The following is a 19,469-nucleotide window of genomic DNA, read 5'->3' on the forward strand; positions in this document are numbered from 1 at the left end:
GTGTCCGAGCAGCCCGTCGTCCCCGGTTTCCATCCTGATCCAAGCGTCTGCCGCGTCGGCGACGACTACTACCTCGTCTGCTCCAGCTTCGAGTACTTCCCCGGCATCCCGCTCTTCCACAGCCGCGGCCTGCGGCACTGGACGCAGATCGGCAATGTCCTCGACCGTCCTGAGCAGCTGCGGCTGCCCGTCGACATGCCGTCGTCGGGCGGGATCTACGCCCCGACGCTGCGCCACCACGACGGCCGCTTCTGGCTGATCGTCACCAACTGCGCGGAGGGCGGCGGCAATTTCCTGGTCACCTCCACCGACCCGGCGGGGCCCTGGTCGGAACCCACCTGGCTGCCCGACGTCCCGGGAATCGACCCGGACCTCGCCTGGGACGAGGACGGCACATGCTGGTGCACGATCGCGGGTGTCGGGCAGCTCGCCATCGACCCGTACACAGGCCGCGCACGCGGCGAAGTGCGCAGTCTGTGGTCCGGTGCCCCGGGCGCCAAAGCCCCCGAGGCGCCGCACCTCTACCGGATCGGCGCGTACTGGTACCTGCTCATCGCAGAGGGTGGCACCGAGCGCGGCCACGGCGTCTCCATCGCCCGCGGCACGTCACCGAACGGCCCTTTCGAGCCCTGTCCGGACAACCCCGTCCTCACCCACCGGGGCACCGACCACCCCGTGCAGAACACCGGTCACGGCGACCTGGTGCAGGACGCCGACGGCTCCTGGTGGCTGGTGTTCCTCGGCGTACGACCGGGCGGCGGTACGCCCGGCTGGCACGTCCTGGGCCGTGAGACCTTCCTCGCCCCGGTCACCTGGACCAAGGACGGCTGGCCCGTGGTCGGCGAGATCGTCTCACCGGAAGGCACCGCTGCCGATGAACCGTTCCGCGACGACTTCGACCTGCCCGAACTCCACCCGTCCTGGATCTCCGTACGCGACCGGTCCCCCGAGCACTGCACGACCAAGGACCGCCCCGGCCGGCTGACTCTGCGGGCCCGCGGTACGTCCCTCGACGAACCGGACGCCGTCTTCATCGGCCGCCGCCAACAGCACTTCACCTGCCGGGCCAGCGCGTTGATCGATGCGACGCAGGGCGCCGGCGGTCTCGCCGTGCGCCTCGACGAGCAGCACCACTACGCCATCGAAACGGATGGCACCCAGGTGCGGGTCATCTCACGCGTCGGCTCGGTCCGCGCCGCCGTGGCCACGCTGCCGGTGCCCGCGGGCCCTGCCGTCCTGTCCGTAAGGATCACGCCGCCGCCCCGGCCACACGACGCGCGCACCGGACCGGACGTCATCAGCCTCGGCGTGGAGCAGCCGGACGGCACCTTCACCGAACTCGCCACGCTCGACGGCCGCTATCTGTCGACCGAGGTGGCCGGCGGATTCACGGGCCGCGTCATCGGCCTGTACGCGGCCCAAGGCACCGTCCACGCCGACTGGTTCACGTACGCGCCGAAGACCTGAGCACATCGACGACCTGAGCGCGCACCGTAACCCCCTGGATTTCCGCCTGTACGCACGTCCCGCAGGCGGGCCCCCCACGCCCATCCCGAAATCGAAAGGGACCCAAGGGACATGACCCACTCGTACCAAGCCGTGAGACGACTCCCGAGGCGCATGGCGAACATGCTGCTCGCCCTGGTCGCCACCGCCGGCCTGCTGCTCGGCGCCGGGCTCACCGCTCCGGCGGCCGACGCCGCCCCACCCGTGCCGCGCGTGCCCGCGAAGGCCAAGTCCGCCAAGGACACAGTCGCCGCGATGGAGCCCAGCTGGAACCTCGGCAACACCCTGGACGCCTTCCCGAACGAGACCTCCTGGGGCAACCCGCTCACCACCAGGGCGCACCTGGCGAAGATCCGCTCGGAGGGCTTCCGCAGCGTCCGCATCCCGGTCACCTGGACCGACCACCAGTCCGCCACCGCCCCGTACGCCGTCGACGCCACGTACATGGACCGGGTGGAGGAGATCACCGACTTCGCGCTGGCCGAGGGGCTCTACGTGGTGCTCAACGTGCACCACGACTCGTGGCAGTGGGTCGGCAAGATGTCCACCGACCACGACAACGTGATGGCCCGTTTCAACTCCCTCTGGACGCAGATCTCGTCGACGTTCAAGGACAAGCCGCGCACCCTGCTCTTCGAGAGCATCAACGAGCCCGAGTTCGAGAACGCCACCGACGAGCAGAAGGCCACGTTCCTGAACGAGCTGAACACGTCGTTCCACAAGATCGTCCGCGGCTCGGGCGGGCAGAACACCGACCGCCTGCTCATGCTGCCCACGATCTACTGCAAGCCTGACCAGCCGCTCATGGACGCGCTGTACAACACGATCAAGTCCCTGAACGACCCCAACCTGGTCGCCACCGTGCACTATTACAGCTGGTTCCCGTTCAGCGTGAACATCGCGGGTGGCACCCACTACGACGAGACCGCGCGGAAGGACCTCGACGGTGCCTTCCAGCGCATGCGCGACACCTTCGTCGCGCGCGGCATCCCGGTCTACCTCGGTGAGTACGGGCTGCTCAGCTGGCCGGACCACCACCACCCCTCCCGTCTCGAGCGGGGCGAGTCCCTCAAGTACTTCGAGCACCTCGGCCACGCGGCACGCCGGGCCGGAGTGACCACCGCCCTGTGGGACCCCTTCGCCTATCTCAATCGCGAGACCTTCCAGTGGCGGGACCAGGAGCTCTTCGACCTGATCAGGACGAGCTGGACCACCCGCTCGGGCTCGACGTCCTTCGACCGCCTCTTCGTCCCCAAGTCCGGACAGATCACGGACCAGTCGCTCACGCTGAACCGCAACGGCCTGTCGTTCGACGGTCTTTGGCACGGTGACCAGAAGCTGGTCGCGGGCTCGGACTACACGGTCTCCGGTGACAAGCTCACCCTGAAGGCCGCCGCACTGACCCGCCTTGTCGGAGACCGCTCGTACGGTGACAACGCCACGCTCCAGGCCAAGTTCTCGCAGGGCCAGTCCTGGAAGCTCCATGTGGCGACGTACGACGCCCCGCAGCAGACCGCCGCGTCGGGCACCACCTCCGCGCTCACCATCCCACCCAATTCCGCGGGGACCAGCTCGCCACCATGGAGGCCAAGTACGGCGACGGCACCAATGCCGGGCCCACCGACTGGACGGAGTTCCAGGAGTTCAACATCTCCTTCACCCCCGACTACGCGGGCAGCACCATCACCCTCACCGAAAAGTTCCTCACCTCGCTGCGCGACAACGCCCCGGTGAAACTGACGTTCCACTTCTACAGCGGCGCCAAGATCACCTACCAGGTGATCAAGTCCGGTACGTCGGTGACCGGTTCCGCCGTCTGACCCCCACTCCCGATCGTCCCGGCTGCCGGGTCCGACGTCCCACTCCCGGCAGCCGGGACCCTGCATGAGGACTTCCCATGACCACACTGCCCCCGCGCGTCCTGTTCGGCGCCGCCTACTACCACGAGTATCAGCCGTACGAGCGTCTGAAGACCGACCTCGATCTGATGGCCGAGGCCAAGTTCACCGTCATACGAGTCGGCGAATCGGTGTGGTCCACCTGGGAGCCCGAGAACGGCCGCTTCGAGCTCGACTGGCTGCAGCCCGTCCTCGACGGCGCCCACACGCGCGGCATTTCCGTCGTCCTCGGCACCCCCACCTACGCGGTGCCGCCGTGGCTGGCCCGGCAGTACCCGGAGATCGCCGCCGAGGACGCCTCCGGAAAGCCTGCCGGGTGGGGTGCCCGCCAGGAGGTCGACTTCACACACCCGGCGTTCCGGTTCCACGCGGAGCGGGTGATCCGGGCGATCGCGGCCCGCTACGCCGCCCACCCCGCGGTCATCGGCTTCCAGGTCGACAACGAGCCCGGCCCGCGACTGCCGCACAACCACGGTGTCTTCCAGCGGTTCGTGGACGACCTGCGGCAGCGGTACGGCGACGTGGAGACCCTCAACCGCGAGTGGGGGCTCGTGTACTGGTCGCACCGGCTGTCCACCTGGGCCGACCTGTGGACCCCTCAGGGCAATGCGCAGCCGCAGTACGACCTGGCATGGCAGGCTTTCCAGGCACGCCAGACCGCCGAGTTCATCGCCTGGCAGGCCGGCATCGTGCGCGAGTACACACGGCCGGAGCAGTTCGTCACCACCTGCCTCGCCTACGGTTCCCCCGGCCTGGAGGACGACGAGCTCACCGACGCCCTGGACGTCACCGCGGGCAACCCGTACTACGACATGCAGGACAGCCTCACCATGCCCGAGCCGCCGCGCGAGAAGCTGCCGCAGCAGTGGATGGCGTACGGGGCGTGGGCACTGCACCACAGCGCCGACCGGATCTACTCCTCGCGCCAGGAGCCGTTCCTGATCACGGAGACCAACGCCCAGGCTATCGGGGGCAGTTCGGACAACCGGCCCGCCTTCGACGGGCAGTGGCGGCAGGCCGCGTGGGCGCTGGTCGCGCGCGGCGCCCGCATGATCGAGTACTGGCACTGGCACACGCTGCACTTCGGCACCGAGACGTACTGGGGCGGGATCCTCCCGCACAGCGGCAGGCCCGGGCGCGCCTACCGCGAACTCGCCCGCCTCGGCGAGGAGTTCGAGCGGGCCGGCGCCCTGGTCGCCGGCATCACCCCGGACGCCGACATCGCCATGGTGTACTCCGCGCCGAGCAAGTGGCTGATGCGCAAGCACCCGCCGCTCGCCGGAGCCGACGGCGGCCCGGACGCGTATGCGTACGAGGGCATCTTCGAACCGTTCTACCGGGGCGCGTTCGAGGCGGGGCGCCAGGTGCGGATCCTGCACGCCCGCCAGTTGCACGACCCAAGTGGTGAACGGCCGCGTATCGCACCGGAGTTGGCTGCCGAACGACACCCCGTCCTCATCGCGCCGGGGCTGTACGTGGCGGACGACGGCATGCTCGACTGGCTCGCCGCGTACGCCGAAGCGGGCGGCCATCTCGTGCTCGGGCCGCGTACCGGCTACGGCGATCACGAGGCGCGAGCCCGCCACGAAGTGACGCCCGCGCGGCTGGTGGAGGCCGCGGGGGTCCGCTACGAGGAGTTCAGCAACCTGCACGCCGACCTGCCGCTGCGCACCGCACCGGACAGCCCGCTCCAGCTGCCGGGCGGCGCGGTGGCCACCCGTTGGGTAGAGGGCCTGGCCGGCGAGGGCGCCGAGGTCCTGGCCGAGTACGACCACCCGCACTTCGGGCGCTGGCCCGCCGTCACCACCCGCCGCCACGGTGCGGGCCACGTCACCTGCGTCGGGACCGTGCCCGGCCGCGATCTCGCCCGCGCGCTCGCCGTATGGCTCGCCCCCGCCCCGCGCAGCGGCTGGCGGGATCTGCCCGGCTCGGTCACGGTCTCGACCGGCACCTCCCCCGACGGCCGCCGCGTCCACGTGGTCCACAACTGGAGCTGGGAGCCTGCGACCGTCACGGCACCCGTGCATCTGACCGACGCCCTCGACGGTGGCGCGCTCCCGGCCGGCACCGCCGTGAATCTCCGTGCATGGGACGTCCGTGTCCTCGCCGCCGAACCGGACGCCCCCGCGGAGGAGCGATGACGTCCGTCAAGCAGGCTTTGGCCGTCCGCGGCGGCTGGGACGGACACGCCCCCGCCGCCCCCACGGACCGCTGCGGGTGAGCGGAACGCCGCCGTCCCCGCACGCGCGGCCCGAGAGCGAGTGAGCCCGCTCGTGCTCCGATGCCAGAATGGCGCCATATGGGCGGGCGCACGCAGGGGCGGGCGACAGGTCGGCCCCCCAGAACGAGGAAAGGAAGCCGTGGCGGACAAGATCGAGGATGCGGCGAAGGACAGCGAGCAGCCCGCGTCGGGCGGCGGGCTGCCGTCGGTGACCATCGCGTACATCGCGGAGTCAGCCGGCGTCTCGGTCCCCACAGTGTCCAAGGTGCTCAACGGCCGCTCCGGGGTGTCCGACGAGACCCGGGCCCGGGTCGAGAAACTGATCAACAAGTACGGGTACCGCAAGCCCCCGGGAAGCCGCCGCCAGAAGATCGTGGAGCTGGTCTTCCGCGAGCTGGAGAGCATGTGGGGCGTGGAGATCCTGCGCGGCGTGGAAGAGGTGGCCAGCAGGAACCGGATCGGCGTCCTGGTCTCCAAGTTCGGCCTGCACGACTCGAAGGCCGCGATGGACGAGACCGCGGGGCGGCGCCCGCAGTGCGTCCTGTCGGTGTCCTGGCTCTCCGAGGCGGAGCGCGGCCGCCTCGCGGCGAGCAGCATCCCGTACGTCGTCTTCGACCCGATCGACGACGTCTCCGACGGTGTCCCGTACGTCTCCGCCACGCACTTCAGGGGTGGCCAGTCCGCGGCACGCCACCTGATCGGCCTCGGCCACCGGCGCATCGCCATGATCAGCGGCCCCGATCACGCGTTCTGCCTGGCGCGGATGGCCGGTTACCGCTCGGCGCTGGAGGCGGCCGGGCTTCCTGTGGACCCGGAGCTGATCGTCCGCATGCAGCTCACCCGGGAGGACGGGCACGCCGCGGCGGCCGAACTGCTCACCCGCCCCGACCGGCCGACCGCGATCTTCACCGCCAACGACCTCCAGGCGCTCGGCGTCTACCAGGCGGCACGCGAGGCCGGCCTGCGCATCCCGGAGGACCTGAGCGTGGTCGGCTACGACGACGTACCGGTCACGGCCTGGGTGGACCCACCACTGACGACCGTGCACCAACCACTGACCGAAATGGCCGCGGCGGCAACGGAGTTGGCCCTGACCCTCGGCCGCGGCGAGAAGATCCCTCAGCTCGGCCTCGAGATCGCCACCCACCTCGTGGTCCGCGAGAGCACGGCCCCGCCGCAGAACTGAGCGCCGCCGCTCAGTGTGACCGGGAGCGCTACTTGGCACCGGGCAACGTTCGTGACCTGCGCCGATGCCAACTAGCTTCCTTAGGTCCACGCCCGGATTCAGAGGTAGTTGGCACTTTGGTACACCGCAGGTCACATGGGGTGCCGGGATACCTCAATGGATCATATGGTCGCTGGGCCAGGCACCACCGACAGGAGATCGACGCTGCGCCTGAACTGTCTCGCCCACAGGTTCGGGAACGCGGCCGACCGGCCGGAGCGCCGGCCGCGGTACGGCTCGGACATGAGCGATGCCGAGTGGGCACTCGTGCGGGATCTGCTGCCGGTGCCGTCGTGGATGGCGGGCCGGGGCGGGCGTCCGGAGGGCTGCTGCCACCGAGAGATGATCGACGCGGTGCGAAAGGCTGGGCCAACTGGAGATGAAGGCGGCCGCGACTACTGCGGCCGCCTTCACACTTCTGCTTACGCTCGGGCCCAGCGTTGGTTGACGCCGGTGTGGCAGCTCCACACGATCACCGCAGCGCCGTTGGCGGTGCTGCCGCCGTTGACGTCCAGGCAGAGTCCGGTCTGGACGTTGCTGACGGTTCCGTTGGTGTTCACATTCCATTGCTGGTTCGCGCCGCCGGTGCAGTCCCAGATCCGTGCTCGGGCGCCGGAGGCGGCGTTGCTCGGCACGTCCAGGCATCTGCCCATCACCCGCAGGGTCTGTCCGGTCTGAGTGAACTGCTGGTTGGCGCCGGTGTGGCAGTCCCAGATGATCATCTGAGCGCCGTTGGACGAGTTGGCACCGCTGACGTCCAGGCATCGGCCGGCCGACTGGCTCTGCAGCCGGAATGTGGTCGGGGTCGGGTTCGGGTCAGCACCCGTGAAGAAGCTCCAGATCTCCTCCTTGACCCAGCTCCTGGCGCCGCTCTCACAGCCGGCGCACCCGTCCACGGGGCCTTGCTGGTGGCCTCCGTCGAACGCGGCCCAGACGACCGGATACCCCTCTCGGCAACCCGAGTAGGCGGTGGTGATGTGGGTGCGGCTGCCCGGCGCGGGCTCCGGCGGGTTCTGGGGAGTACAGCCGTTGTTCCTGACAAACCTGTCCCGCAACCCGCGACCGGCGCCGATGTTGTCATTGATGCCGTGGATTCCCATGTACGCGAAGGGCTGAGTGCCCCCGCTGCACCCGCTGATCCCCCCAGGCGCGGCTATCGCGGCGACCGCACGAAAAACGTCCGGCCTGGCACATGCGAGTGCGTAGCTCATGGCTCCGCCGTAGCTGAACCCGAGGGCGAAGCGCTGCGTGGTGTCGACACAGAGGTCGTTGTCGATACGCCTGATCATGTCGTCGACGAAGGTCACGTCCTCGCCACCGGAGTTGCCCCAGCCGTTGTTGATGCCCTGCGGAGCAACGAAGATCGTGCTGTTGTTCGCCAGTCGCCGGAGTCCGTAGTGGGCATAGACGTCGCCATCGCTTCCGCCGCCGGCGACTTGCCCGGCGGTGCCACCCAACCAGTGGAATCCGAAGACCAGTCGATGTTGGCGGGTGTTGTCGTAGTTCTCAGGGATGCTCAGGATGAAGGAGCGATTCTTACCGCCGCTTTGAATCGTGTGCGTACCGTTCGTCAGTGTTGGGGCACGTCCGCATCCGGCAGTCCCCGCAAGTGTGGCCCCGGCGGTGGGCGACGTGCTGGCCACAGCGCTGACTCCTGCCACGCCGGCCATGGCGAGAGCGAGCAATGCCGCTACCACGGCTCGCCAAGAGAACAATCTATGGATCGACATCATGCGACTCCCTCGCTGCTCGGTGACTTGGCTCTCCCTGGTTGGTCGGGTCGCGGTTCGCTCTGGGGCTGGATGCGGTGGAGTTGGAATCGCTGGTTGGTGCTACCGGTGGCCGCCCACTGGGAGATGCGGGCGCCGTCGGCGGTGGAGGCCTCCCACACGTCCAGGGCGAGGCCGCTCTGCCGGTTGACCAGACTGATCACGCCACCGCCGTGGTCGACTGTGCGCCACTGCTGGCCGGCGGCGTTGGTATCCGCCTGCTGGGTGATGTCGGCGCCGCTGCTGCTACTGGCGACGTGCAGGACCAGACCACTGTGCCCAACCCGGATCTTGTAGTGCCCGGCGTCGGAGGGCAGGAACTCGAAGTGCTGGTTGAGACCGGCGGTGATCTGCCACTGGATCAGCCGCGCACCTGCGGCCGTGGACGCACCGTTGATGTCGGCAGCCTTGCCGCTGTGCTGGGCCACCAGCCGATAGGCCACGCCGGCCTCCACCGGCCCCGACCTGAGTGCGGACGCGCGGTAGGTTTTGCCGGCCTGGCCGGCGAACTCGATGAGATCGGCCTCGAGCCGCTTCGGCTGGACCGGCTCGCCGCTCGAATCGTCCCGCAGCGCGAAGTCGCCGGCGAAGATCCGACTGCGCACCCGGACGGCACCGGTTCGGTCGGGTGTGACGACGAACTCGATCCGGCCACTGCTCCATTCGGCGCCGACGGTGTATCCGCCGCGGCCGCGCAGTCCGCTCACGCGCCCCGTGGGCCAGGCGGCCGGCAGCGCCGGCAGCACGTGCAGTTCGCCGTTGTGGCTCTGCAGCAGCATCTCCGCGATGCCCGATGTGGCGCCGAAGTTGCCGTCGATCTGGAATGGTGGGTGCAAATCGAACATGTTGGGCGCGAGCCGGTCCGTCCGCACCAGGTCCCGGATCAGCTTGTGGGCCCGGGCGCCGTCCTCCATGCGTGCCCAGAAGTTGATCTTCCACGCGAGCGACCATCCCGTACCGTCGTCACCGCGCAGTTCCAGCGTCCGCCGCGCGGCCTCGTGCAACTGGGGTGTCCCGCGCTTGGTGATCTGGTTGCTCGGATGCAGACCGTACAGGTGGGAGACGTGCCGGTGAGCCGGCTCGGTCTCCACCCAGTCGGCCAGCCACTCCTGGATATTGCCCCTGGAGCCGACCCGCATCGGCGCCAGCCGGTCGCGGGCCGCCACTGCCTGAGCGCGGAAGGTGGCGTCCACCCCAAGGATTTCGCCGGCCCGGGCAGCGCTGTTGAAAAGATCGCGCAGGATCTGGTTGTCCATGGTGGGCCCCGCGCAGACGGTGGCGTTCGCATGGTGAGTGAGCTCCGGAGAGTTTGACGGGTTGGTGACCAGGTATCCGAGCGTCGGGTGGGCGACCAGGGTGTCGAGGAAGAACTGGGCGGCGCCCTTCATGGCCGGATAGTTCGAGCGGAGAAAGTCGATGTCACCGGTGAACAGGTAGTGGTCCCAGATCAGGGTGGCCAGCCATGCGCCACCGGTCTGCCACATCCCCCACTGCGCTCCGTCGACGACCGAGGCGCCCCGCCACGCGTCGGTATTGTGATGCGTCACCCAGCCGCCGGCGCCGTACTGCGCCTGGGCCACCCGGGCGCCGGTCACGGTCAGGTCGTTGATCATGTCGAAGACCGGGCGGAAGCATTCGGACAGGTTCGTCGTGTCGGCGGGCCAGTAGTTCATCGGCAGGTTGGCGTTGATGGTGAACTTCGAGTCCCAGGACGGAGCCATCTGGTCGTTCCAGATGCCCTGCAGGTTCGCCGGCTGGGTGCCCGGCCGAGAGGACGAGATGAGCAGATACCGGCCGAACTGGAACAACAGGGCGGAAAACTGCGGGTCGTTCACTTGCGCATGCTGTGCGATCCGTACGTCGGTCGGCTGGTCGGCCGCCGTCGTACGTCCCAGATCAACGGACACCCGGTTGAACAGCGCCTGATAGTCGGCGAGATGCCGGCTGCGTAGTTCGTCGATGCCGATGTTGCGGGCAGCGTTGAGGCGGCTCCGCGCGATCCCCTGGTAGTCGCCGTCGACGTTCCGGAAGTTGACGTAGCTGGAGCCGATCGACACCAGCACCGTCGCGCTGGTGGCGCCGGAGACCCGCAGCGTGCCGCCCGAGCTGCTGACCGTGCCGCCCGTCACGGCGGCATTGGCCAGGGCGAGGAACCGGACCCGCCCGGCGATGCCCTCCATGGTGGCGGAGATGCCGTCGAGGGCGATCGTGGCCCCGTCCGGGCTGGACACCGTAGTCCGTTGTGGACTGTCGAATGTGGCGTTGAAGGTGATGGAGTTGGCCCGGTCGGCCGTCAGCCGGACCACGATCACCTGGTCAGGTGCGCTGGCGAACACCTCACGCTGGTACCGCACGCCGTTCAGCACGTAGGTCGTGATGGCCGTGGCGGTGGTGAGGTCGAGCGTCCGGTTGTACTGCGACGCACCGGTAGCGCTGCCGAAGGAGAGCAGAAGGTTTCCGACCGGCTGGTAGGCCAGCTGTCCGGCCGGGCTGCCCAGCATCGTCTGATTGATCAGGTCCTGGGCCGGCGCCCACTGATCCGCGAAGACCCGCCGCCGGATCTCCGCGATGTTGGCCGCGCCGCGGGTGTTGGCGGAGTCGTACGGACCGCCGGCCCAGACGGTGTCCTCGTTGAGCTGCAGCCGTTCGGTGTCGACGTTGCCGAACACCATCGCGCCGAGGCGTCCGTTGCCGATCGGCAGTGCCCGCAGCCAGTCCGCGCCGGCCGGCTTGTCGTACCACAGGGCGAGGTCGTTGGCGGCCAGATCCAACGGCGGCGCGGCCGAGCCGCTCCTGGCAATGGCCGTCCACCCACCCGGCACGATCCCTGCTCCAGCCGCCGCTCCGGCGGCGAGAAACCGTCTGCGTGTCACCTCGGACATGTCGTTCTCCCTTCACGGACTGGAGCAGGTCACTGACTTTGGTGATGACAAACCGCCCGTGAGGAAGGCGACGGCCGTTCGCTGTCTTCTCCGACGAGCCGCAGGCCGGCCACCGGCTGGGTGACCGGCCCTGCGCCGGCCTCAGTCCTTCCTCGCGAACGCGGGGCGGCCGGCGCGCCGAGCAGGACAGACCGCCAACCGCCATCGGGCACGTCTCGAAGCGCGGTTCGTAACTGGTCGGGGGTCATCGGCCGACCCCCTTCGTCGCCGTCACGGTCGAGGTCTCGGCCGCCACTCCTGCCCCGATGGGCGCGAGGCGGGCCGCGGCGCGCAGGAAGTCCAGTGAGCGGTGGGCCACCGCGGAGGCGGCGAGCGAATGCCGGGGCAGGGCAAAGGCGACCGCGCCGAGTGACCGTTGATCTCCACGCGGAGCGCGTTCTTGCGCCCGGTGGCGAACCTCGTCGCCTCGTAGAACAAAACGACCCTTGAGCTGCCGGCAGACCGTCTACTGTGGCGTCGTTGTAGCCATCGGCTCGGCCGCGGCCGGCGGTCACCGTCCATCGTGTCCGCCGAGTCGGGCGTCGCGTCGCGCGTCAGTGTTCTGGATCTGCCATCTCTGGTTGTCGCCGCCCCAGCACGCCCACAGCTGCACCTTGAAGGTGGCGGTGTTCACGTCGAGGCAGAGGCCGGAGTGAACGCTGCGGATGGTGCCGTCAGCGCCCACCGTCCAACGCTGGTTGTCGCCGCCGTTACACGCCCACGTGCCGACCACGGTGCCGTTCGTCGTCCCGCTGCTGTACGCATCCAGGCACTTCTGGCCCCCGGCTGCGGTGATCTGTCCGCCGGCCGTCAAGGTCCACTGCTGGCCATCCGTGTTGGCGCAGGTGTACACCTGGACCTGGATGTTCGCCGTGGTCCCGCCGGGGATGTCCAGACAGCGCCCGGTGCTGACGTTGCGCAGCAGGCTGGTCGGGGCCGGGACGTCGCCATCCAAGCCCCAGCCGTATCTGAGGCGCTCGCGGCCGCCGGCGCTGGGGGTGCTGAGCGTGAGGTTGGTACCGGTGCCGTGCAGTTTCTGCATGGCATACCAGTCGTCGCCCTGGCCAGCGCGTATCTTCCCGCCCAGCCCGGGCCAGTAGATGGAGCCGATCCGCAGTTCCCGGAGCACCGTGGTGGTGGCCCGGAAGTAGCGTACGAAGTTGTCGGTGCTGCCGGCGTCGTGGTAGTTGAGCCCGGTATCCATCGGCGCGCCGAACTCATCGACGACAGTGCGGTCGGCGCAGGAGCCGATCGCGTCCCGCAGGTACGCCACCCACTGGTCGTAGGTCTTCGCGCCGCTGAAGAACGTGTAGTGGTGCAGCGACAGGAACGTCCCGTCAAGGCGGCGGTCGGCGCACATGGATCCGATGTCAGTGTTCAGGCCGGCGCCGCTGACGAAGATGCGGTTCCGCGGAATCGACGGGCGGCTGCTGATCCAGTTGCTCACCACGTCCGCCCACTCGCCGGCGCTGTGCCCTCCCGGTTCGTTCATCGGCTCGAAGTAGACGAGGCTGTTCGTGCCGTACCGGGCAAGCACGGTGTTCCACATGGTGTCGAAGGCGCTCGCGTTGACGATGCGACCGCCGCGGGCGGCCACCCCGTCGTCCCAGTAGGAGAGGACGACCTTGAATCCCTTCGCGGTGGCTGCGTCTATCGCGCCCGTATACGCGCTCCACCAGCTCGTCCCGACTGTGTAGGTGTTGATCGGGAGCCGAACGGTGTTGGCGCCGAGGTTGTTCTCGAAGCCGGTGTAGATGGCGTTGGCTTTCGCCACGACCGTCTGGTAGCTGTCGGAGCCGCTCAATCCGTGCAGGACGAGCGGTCCACCGTGGAAGTTGTCACCGAGCCGGGCCCAGTTGACGCCGCGGAACTGGGCGGTGTCGGCGGCGGCCGGCGAGGCGTCGCTCTGGTGCTCGACGACCGCGAGCGCGCTGAGAGCGGTCAGGATGCAGGCGAGCGTCCGGGCGAGGTAGCGCCGGCGATGGGTGTGGGGCATGGTCGTCCCCTCCCGGTAGGCGGTGTGGTCACGTCTGCGCTGTGCAGGATCTGTTGACGTTGGCCGCCTGCCGGCAGCCGGCCGAGCCGGCGCGGAGCTTGCCCTCTCCGCGCCGGCCCCCTCCCAGATCGCTCGCGCAGCGAGCATGTCAGCGTCATGCCGCTGCCGTTGGCGCCTGGAAAGCCTCGCTCCCGGCTTCGCCCGGATCTCCGGTCAGCAGGTGGAGTTGGTCTGGGTGAGTAGCCCCGTCCGCCACGGCAGGGAGACGTAGTCGCCGCCGGCGTTGGGGTCCATGCCCTGGTACAGAAACTGCAACTGGCACGGGTTCAACGGCACGGTCTGGTCGTCACCGGCCCGGATCAGCTCCCCGTGGCTGAAATCCCGGGTCCACGCCGGGCCCGAGAACGTCACGTTGTAGGAGCGGGCGAACGGGCTCGACTCCGTCATCTCGTTCTCGGCGACGACGCTGTTGAACTCGCGGTTGAGAACCGACATGTAGGGGCTGTCGGAGAACTTGTACGTGCCGACCGCGGCGCCAAAGTAGCGGCCCTTTTCCGCCGCCGAGGCGCCCAATGTGGACGCCGCGTCGGCGGTGCCCGTGAACAGCGGCACCGTGCCGGCCACGACCAACCCGGCTGGCAGGGCTAACAGCAGGGGCAGGATCGGCTCGGGCCCGGGGCAGCCGCGGCGGATCAGCCGAGTGCACGAATTCGTTCATCACCGGCACCTTTCGAAGTCGGAGCCACCTCACTGCGTCGGCGCCAGCAATCCGTAGATCGCTTTTGGCTTCCACTTTCACAGGTCATGAATGAGGCACGTTACGCGTCGACGACCAGAAGATAGACGGATTGTCATGGTCCAATCAAGAGGGAGTCGTCGATATATATGGGCCTTGGCCGTCGTGCAACTAACCGAAGAAGCGGGACTATTGGCGGCCACCCCTCATAACCTTTTCAGGCGGCGAATTGGAGTGCCGGACGCGTGTAAATCGCGGCAGTTTTCGTTATCGGCGGCCGGCTTGAACAGTCGCAGTCGCCGTAGTGCCGAAAAGCACGGTGCCGTCACCGAACGCGAAGACTTGGGTGCCGACTCAAGCGGCCCTCAGGCGAGTTGGCCGAGTAACCCAGCCTCGACGCCGGCAACCGGCCCGGAGCCGACCTCGGCCGATCGGCTCCCATCACGACGGCATTCTCGGTCGCCCCGACGAGCGCAGGTTTGTCGAGCACTGTGGCCGACCGCGCCAGCGGGGCGGGGAGCAGCGCCAGGGCGACGATCAGCCGCTCAAGGGGCACCAGTTCGTCGGCGGTCCGGCCGCAGTCCGCACAGGATCGGGTGTGCCGGGTGATGCGCTTACGCCACAGCGTGCTCGGTACGCCGTCCCAGCCCCCCAGCGCGGCGGTCAGCTGTGGGCACCGGGGGCTGGCTTCCAGCGCGGCGACGAGTGACCGGCTCAGCTCCAGCTGGTTGCGCATGCGCTGGACGCGCACACCCGCGTGAGCGACGCTCGTTCCCAGCGCCGACGCGAGCTCCGCCCTCGTCAGCCGGCCCGCGGTCTCCAGCCACCACAGCGACAGCAGCGCCCGGGCGTCCGGGGCGAGCCATCGACTGGCGCGTACGGTCTTTCGGCGATGACCGGACAGCTCGACGTGGATCAGGGCCAGGTTCTCGGCGTCGGCGTCCGGCGGGTCGGCCATCTCGTCGAGGGGGGCCGTCCGTTCGGCGTCCGCCTGCCGCCGGTGCAGATGGGTGCTGATCTGTCGTGTCGCGATCGTGGCCAGCCACGGCCGGAAGCACTCCGGGGCGCGCAGCGTGCGCAGCTCAGGAAGTGCCCGCAGCATCGTCTCCTGCACCACGTCGTCGACGTCCGCAAGCTCACCCAGTGCCCTGCGCACGATCGCGTATACCAGCGGCAGGTACGTCGCGGCCAGGTCGTCGAGCGCTCGTGGATCGCCGGCCTGCGCGGCGACGACAAGGCTCGTCTCGTCGGCTCGACCGGCTCGCATCACGAGCCCATATACGTTGCCTCGGGCGCGGCCGGCTCGTAATGCTGGGCCGCCCATCATCGCCCCAGCCATCCGCCATCAACGGGAAGAACGATGCCGTGGACACAGTCCGACGCCGGGGAGGCGAGGAACAGCGTGGCCCCGGCGAAATCGTCGGCGCGTCTCCAGCGACCGGCCGGAATCCGTCCAAGGATCGCCTGGTCGCACTGGAGGTCCGTGCGTAACGCCTCGGTGTTGTCGGTGGCGATGTAGCCCGGTGCATTGACGTTGACGCCGCGCGCGCCCCACTCCTTCGCCAGGGCCGGCGCCTCGGCGACCCGGCTCTCGATCTCGAGGGTGCGGGCCCCGCGGTAGAAAACCGCCTTCATCGATCCTCCATCCCCATGGTGTCGAACGTCCCTTCCGCGGTGGATCGGCATGGTCCAGGGGTGACCGCGAGCAGCCGCCGGCCGGCCTGCTCCGGCCGTATGTGCGGTCCGTCGGGTGCGTGTGCCGTTCGCTGACGGGCCGCGGTCATCACCGTTTCGTCGATCCGGATGCCCAGGCCCGGCATGTCGCCGAGCACAAAGGCGCCGTCCTCGACGTGCAGGTCCATCGAGACGCCGATCGGCGGCTGCAGGCCCTGCAGTTCGCTGACGAGGTGGTTGGGCACCGACGTCGCGGCGTGCAGCAGCGCGACAGGCGTGTTGCCGATCGGGCTGGCCGGCAGGTCGTAGGCGTGCGCCAGCGCGGCGACACGCAGGAAGTGGGTGACTCCCCAGACCGCGGCCGTCTGGACGATGTCGACGCCTCCCGCCGCGATCAGCGGGCGGAACTGCTCAAGGCCGGTGAGGTTCTCCCCACTGGCGACCGCCGTCCTTACGCCACGGCTGACTGCGGCCAGGCCGTCGGCGTCCCAGCGCCGGACTGGCTCCTCGATCCAGGTCAGGTCGAGTGTGCGTTCCAATTCACCGACGTGGCGTACCGCCTGCTTGCGGCTCCAGGACTCGTTCGCATCCAGCATGAGCCCTGGCCGGGTCCCGTGGTAGGTGGCGACGGGCTCGTCGTCGGTGAGGCCGATGTCCAGGCCGGAGGCGTAGGCGTGGACCATGCGGTCGTCGCCGCCGAGCAACCGCCACAGCGGCTCACCCACGGCCTGTGCCTTGATGTCCCACAACGCCGTGTCGAACGTACCGATCGTGCCGAACACCACGCCGACGGCGAAAATCACCTCGGCTTCCACGTGCGGTCCCAGGCCGACTCCGGTGATCCCCTCACCGGTCTCGACGATGACGACCGGCACGGGCACGACGCCGTCGACGTAGACGCCATTGGCGTCACCGACAGGTTGACCCCAATGCTGCGCCGTCGTCAGGCTTCTGTACCCGGTGATGCGCATGCGTCAGCCCTTCGTCGCGCCGTCAGCGATCTGGTGCTGCAGGAACAGGTAGGTCACCAACACGGGTAGCCCGGCGATCAGGACACCGGCTGCGAAGGTGGTTTGACGTATGAGGGCGCTGTGGCGTCGCCGGAGTTCCAGTCCCGGACGACGAGCTTGCCCTTCGAACCACCGGACGCCGAATCCGGGTCGGAGGCGCTTCCGCAGCCGGCTAAGACAACGATCCCGGCAACCAGGATCGCCTCCCACAGTGTTCGCATTGCTGCCCCGCTCTCCTGAGGCGGCCGGCTGTCCGGCAGTTGAGGTTGAGGAGGAACGCAACTCGTATGACGTATGTAACTCGTATGACGTATGACGTCAACCGGATGCCCTATAGTTGGCGAGCATTCGTGGTAGGGCACGGATTCCGGGGGTGTCATGACGGCAGTACCGCAGTCATCCGCAGAGGACTCCCAGACCCCCGCCTGGAGCCGGCGCCCGGCGAACCTTGCCGCCGCGGTCACGGTTGAGCTGGTGGAGCGGATCGTCCGTGGAGTCCATCCGTCCGGTTCGCCGCTACCCTCCGAGCCCGTGCTCTGCGAGACCTTCTCGGTCAGCCGCACCGTGGTCCGCGAGGCGGTGAAGATTCTTCAGGAGAAGGGGCTGGTGCAGGTCCGCCAGGGCGCCGGCACGATGGTTACCCCGCCGGCGATGTGGAACATGCTTGACGAGCTGGTCCTCGGCGCCACCATCGCCGAAGACGAGAGCCTGGCCATCCTCGATCACCTCGTCGCGACCCGCCGCGTACTGGAGTCCGATATGGCCAACGTCGCCGCTCGTCTGGCGAACGCCGAGGTGATCGACCAGTTACACAGTCTGGTGGAGCGGATGGATGAGCTCGTCGACGACCCCGCTTCGTACAACGAAGAGGACCGGACGTTCCACGACACCGTCATGCAGGCGTCGGAGAACCGCATCGGCCGTGCCGTGGTCCGTTCGCTGGAGCGCCAGGTCATCAGCTCTGCCCGTTACATGGGCCGAACCGGCCGCGCCTTCTGCGTCGCGTCCAACCACGGCCATCGGCGCATCTACGAGCGGATCGCCGCGCACGACCCCAAGGGCGCGGCCGAGGCGATGTTCACCCACATCACCGAGGCGTGGATGGTGCGCCGCAGCGGGCCGGGCGAGCCGGCCCGGCTGCGGCGTTAGGGCCTGCGTGACGTCGTGATCAACCGGCTGCCGTCAGCAGTCGTTGATCCAGATCATAGAGGCGCGGAGGTGGAGGCAGGCGAGATAGCTTTCGGGCGTCTTGTCGAAGCGTGTGGCGATGCCGCGCCAGTCCTTCAGCCGGTTGATCAGCCGCTCGACGGTGTTCCGTTCCTTGTGGAGATCGGCGTCGTGACCTGAGGGCCGGCCGCCCCGGCTGCCCTTCTTCTTCCGCTGGCGGCCTGGCCCTTTTTCTCCGGGATGACTGCCTTGATGTTGCGTTCGCGCAGGTAAGAGCGATTGGCGCGGGCTGAGTAGGCCTTGTCCGGGGCGACAGCGCCGGGCCGGGTCCGGGGACGGCCAACAGGCAGACGGACCCGCACCTTCTGCAGCACGGGGACGAACTGCGGGCTGTCAGCGGCCCGTCCCGCGCTCAGGACGAACGACAACGGACGGGACTTGCGGTCCGCGGTGAGACCCCACCCCTGTAATCAACTCCGTTTGTTTCATTGACATCTCACTCAGAAGACCTAACGCTGGGAGCGCTCCCATGGCAGCCTTGCAAACCGTTGGGAGCGCTCCCACGACAGTCTTGCAACTGGAAGGAGTCCCCCCACATGCGCAAACAGAGTCCGTTAGCCGGGCGTTCGCGGTCATCCCTCCACCGGCCTCTCCAGGCGCTCGTCATGCTGTTCGCCGTGGTTGTCGGCGCCCTCACCTGGTCGGCCCCCGCCCAGGCTCACGGCACCGTCGTCGGCCCCGCCACCCGCGCGTACCAGTGCTGGAAGACCTGGGGCAGCAACCACACCAACCCGGCCATGCAGACCCAAGACCCCATGTGTTGGCAGGCCTTCCAGGCCAACCCCGACACCATGTGGAACTGGATGAGCGCGCTCCGCGACGGCCTCGGTGGCCAGTTCCAGGCGCGGACCCCCGACGGGACGCTCTGCAGCAACAACCTCTCGAGGAACGCCAGCCTGGACAAGCCCGGGCAGTGGAAGACCACCACCGTCGGCAACAACTTCTCGGTCCACCTGTACGACCAGGCGTCCCACGGTGCCGACTACTTCAAGGTCTACGTGAGCAAGCAGGGCTTCAACCCCAAGACCCAGACCCTGGGCTGGAGCAACCTCGACTTCATCACGCAGACCGGCCGCTTCGCCCCGGCGAAGGACATCACGTTCCCCGTCCAGACCTCCGGCTACACCGGACACCACATCCTGTTCGTGATCTGGCAGGCCTCGCACCTCGACCAGGCCTACATGTGGTGCAGCGACGTGAACTTCGGCTGAGCCGGGGAGCGCCGCACACGGGATCGGCCCCTGCCGGGCGCCGGTAACCCGCCGCCCGGCCGACCGAGCTCCGTC

General features: G+C 68.7%; 12 protein-coding genes and 3 pseudogenes. 7 read left to right on the forward strand and 8 right to left on the reverse strand.

Annotated features, from left to right (window positions below):
• The 5 genes and pseudogenes from ACQEVY_RS00895 (at position 1) to ACQEVY_RS00915 (ending at position 6,811) form a co-directional block, all read left to right on the forward strand.
• Positions 1–1,467, forward strand: a complete 1,467-nt coding sequence (locus tag ACQEVY_RS00895) for a glycoside hydrolase family 43 protein (RefSeq protein WP_432943733.1) — start codon at positions 1–3, stop codon at positions 1,465–1,467.
• Between the two features lie 294 nt (positions 1,468–1,761).
• Positions 1,762–2,934, forward strand: a pseudogene (locus ACQEVY_RS00900) (cellulase family glycosylhydrolase); the annotation flags it as partial.
• Positions 2,935–3,086: 152 nt separating this feature from the next.
• On the forward strand, positions 3,087–3,326 hold the full coding sequence (locus ACQEVY_RS00905; protein WP_432943735.1) for a hypothetical protein: 240 nt from the start codon (positions 3,087–3,089) through the stop codon (positions 3,324–3,326).
• A 77-nt stretch (positions 3,327–3,403) separates the two neighbouring features.
• Positions 3,404–5,545, forward strand: coding sequence for a beta-galactosidase (locus ACQEVY_RS00910; RefSeq protein ID WP_432943737.1), 2,142 nt, complete (start codon positions 3,404–3,406; stop codon positions 5,543–5,545).
• Positions 5,546–5,776: 231 nt separating this feature from the next.
• Positions 5,777–6,811, forward strand: coding sequence for a LacI family DNA-binding transcriptional regulator (locus ACQEVY_RS00915; RefSeq protein WP_432954999.1), 1,035 nt, complete (start codon positions 5,777–5,779; stop codon positions 6,809–6,811).
• 461 nt (positions 6,812–7,272) lie between these two features.
• On the opposite strand, the gene ACQEVY_RS00920 is transcribed toward ACQEVY_RS00915, so the two are convergent.
• The 7 genes and pseudogenes from ACQEVY_RS00920 to ACQEVY_RS00950 all read right to left on the reverse strand — a co-directional run bounded on the left by ACQEVY_RS00920 (position 7,273) and on the right by ACQEVY_RS00950 (position 16,917).
• A complete protein-coding gene (locus tag ACQEVY_RS00920) occupies positions 7,273–8,520 on the reverse strand; it encodes an RICIN domain-containing protein (RefSeq protein ID WP_432943739.1) in 1,248 nt (415 codons plus the stop codon).
• 59 nt (positions 8,521–8,579) lie between these two features.
• Positions 8,580–11,501, reverse strand: coding sequence for a glycosyl hydrolase family 95 catalytic domain-containing protein (locus ACQEVY_RS00925; protein ID WP_432943741.1), 2,922 nt, complete (start codon positions 11,499–11,501; stop codon positions 8,580–8,582).
• Positions 11,502–12,051: 550 nt separating this feature from the next.
• Complete coding sequence (locus ACQEVY_RS00930) at positions 12,052–13,536, reverse strand: RICIN domain-containing protein (protein ID WP_432943743.1); 1,485 nt, start codon at positions 13,534–13,536, stop codon at positions 12,052–12,054.
• Positions 13,537–13,749: 213 nt separating this feature from the next.
• Positions 13,750–14,160 carry a non-reducing end alpha-L-arabinofuranosidase family hydrolase gene (locus ACQEVY_RS00935; RefSeq protein ID WP_432943745.1) on the reverse strand — a complete coding sequence of 137 codons (411 nt, stop codon included), beginning with the start codon at positions 14,158–14,160 and terminating at the stop codon, positions 13,750–13,752.
• Positions 14,161–14,597: 437 nt separating this feature from the next.
• On the reverse strand, positions 14,598–15,539 hold the full coding sequence (locus ACQEVY_RS00940; RefSeq protein WP_432943747.1) for an RNA polymerase sigma factor: 942 nt from the start codon (positions 15,537–15,539) through the stop codon (positions 14,598–14,600).
• A 56-nt stretch (positions 15,540–15,595) separates the two neighbouring features.
• A pseudogene (locus tag ACQEVY_RS00945) lies at positions 15,596–15,841 on the reverse strand (SDR family oxidoreductase); the annotation flags it as partial.
• Between the two features lie 62 nt (positions 15,842–15,903).
• Positions 15,904–16,917, reverse strand: coding sequence for a mandelate racemase/muconate lactonizing enzyme family protein (locus tag ACQEVY_RS00950; RefSeq protein WP_432943749.1), 1,014 nt, complete (start codon positions 16,915–16,917; stop codon positions 15,904–15,906).
• A gap of 417 nt (positions 16,918–17,334) precedes the next feature.
• Here ACQEVY_RS00950 and ACQEVY_RS00955 point away from each other — a divergent pair, with 417 nt between their 5' ends.
• Positions 17,335–18,105 carry a FadR/GntR family transcriptional regulator gene (locus ACQEVY_RS00955; RefSeq protein WP_432943751.1) on the forward strand — a complete coding sequence of 257 codons (771 nt, stop codon included), beginning with the start codon at positions 17,335–17,337 and terminating at the stop codon, positions 18,103–18,105.
• A 33-nt stretch (positions 18,106–18,138) separates the two neighbouring features.
• Here the strand turns inward: ACQEVY_RS00955 and ACQEVY_RS00960 are convergent.
• Positions 18,139–18,578, reverse strand: a pseudogene (locus ACQEVY_RS00960) (transposase); the annotation flags it as partial.
• A 210-nt stretch (positions 18,579–18,788) separates the two neighbouring features.
• On the opposite strand from ACQEVY_RS00960, the gene ACQEVY_RS00965 reads away from it, so the two are divergent.
• On the forward strand, positions 18,789–19,394 hold the full coding sequence (locus ACQEVY_RS00965) for a lytic polysaccharide monooxygenase auxiliary activity family 9 protein (RefSeq protein ID WP_432955001.1): 606 nt from the start codon (positions 18,789–18,791) through the stop codon (positions 19,392–19,394).
• Positions 19,395–19,469 lie beyond the last annotated feature (75 nt).

The organism is Streptomyces sp. CA-288835 (genome assembly GCF_050936385.1).
In the GTDB taxonomy this organism is placed as follows: Bacteria; Actinomycetota; Actinomycetes; order Streptomycetales; family Streptomycetaceae; genus Streptomyces.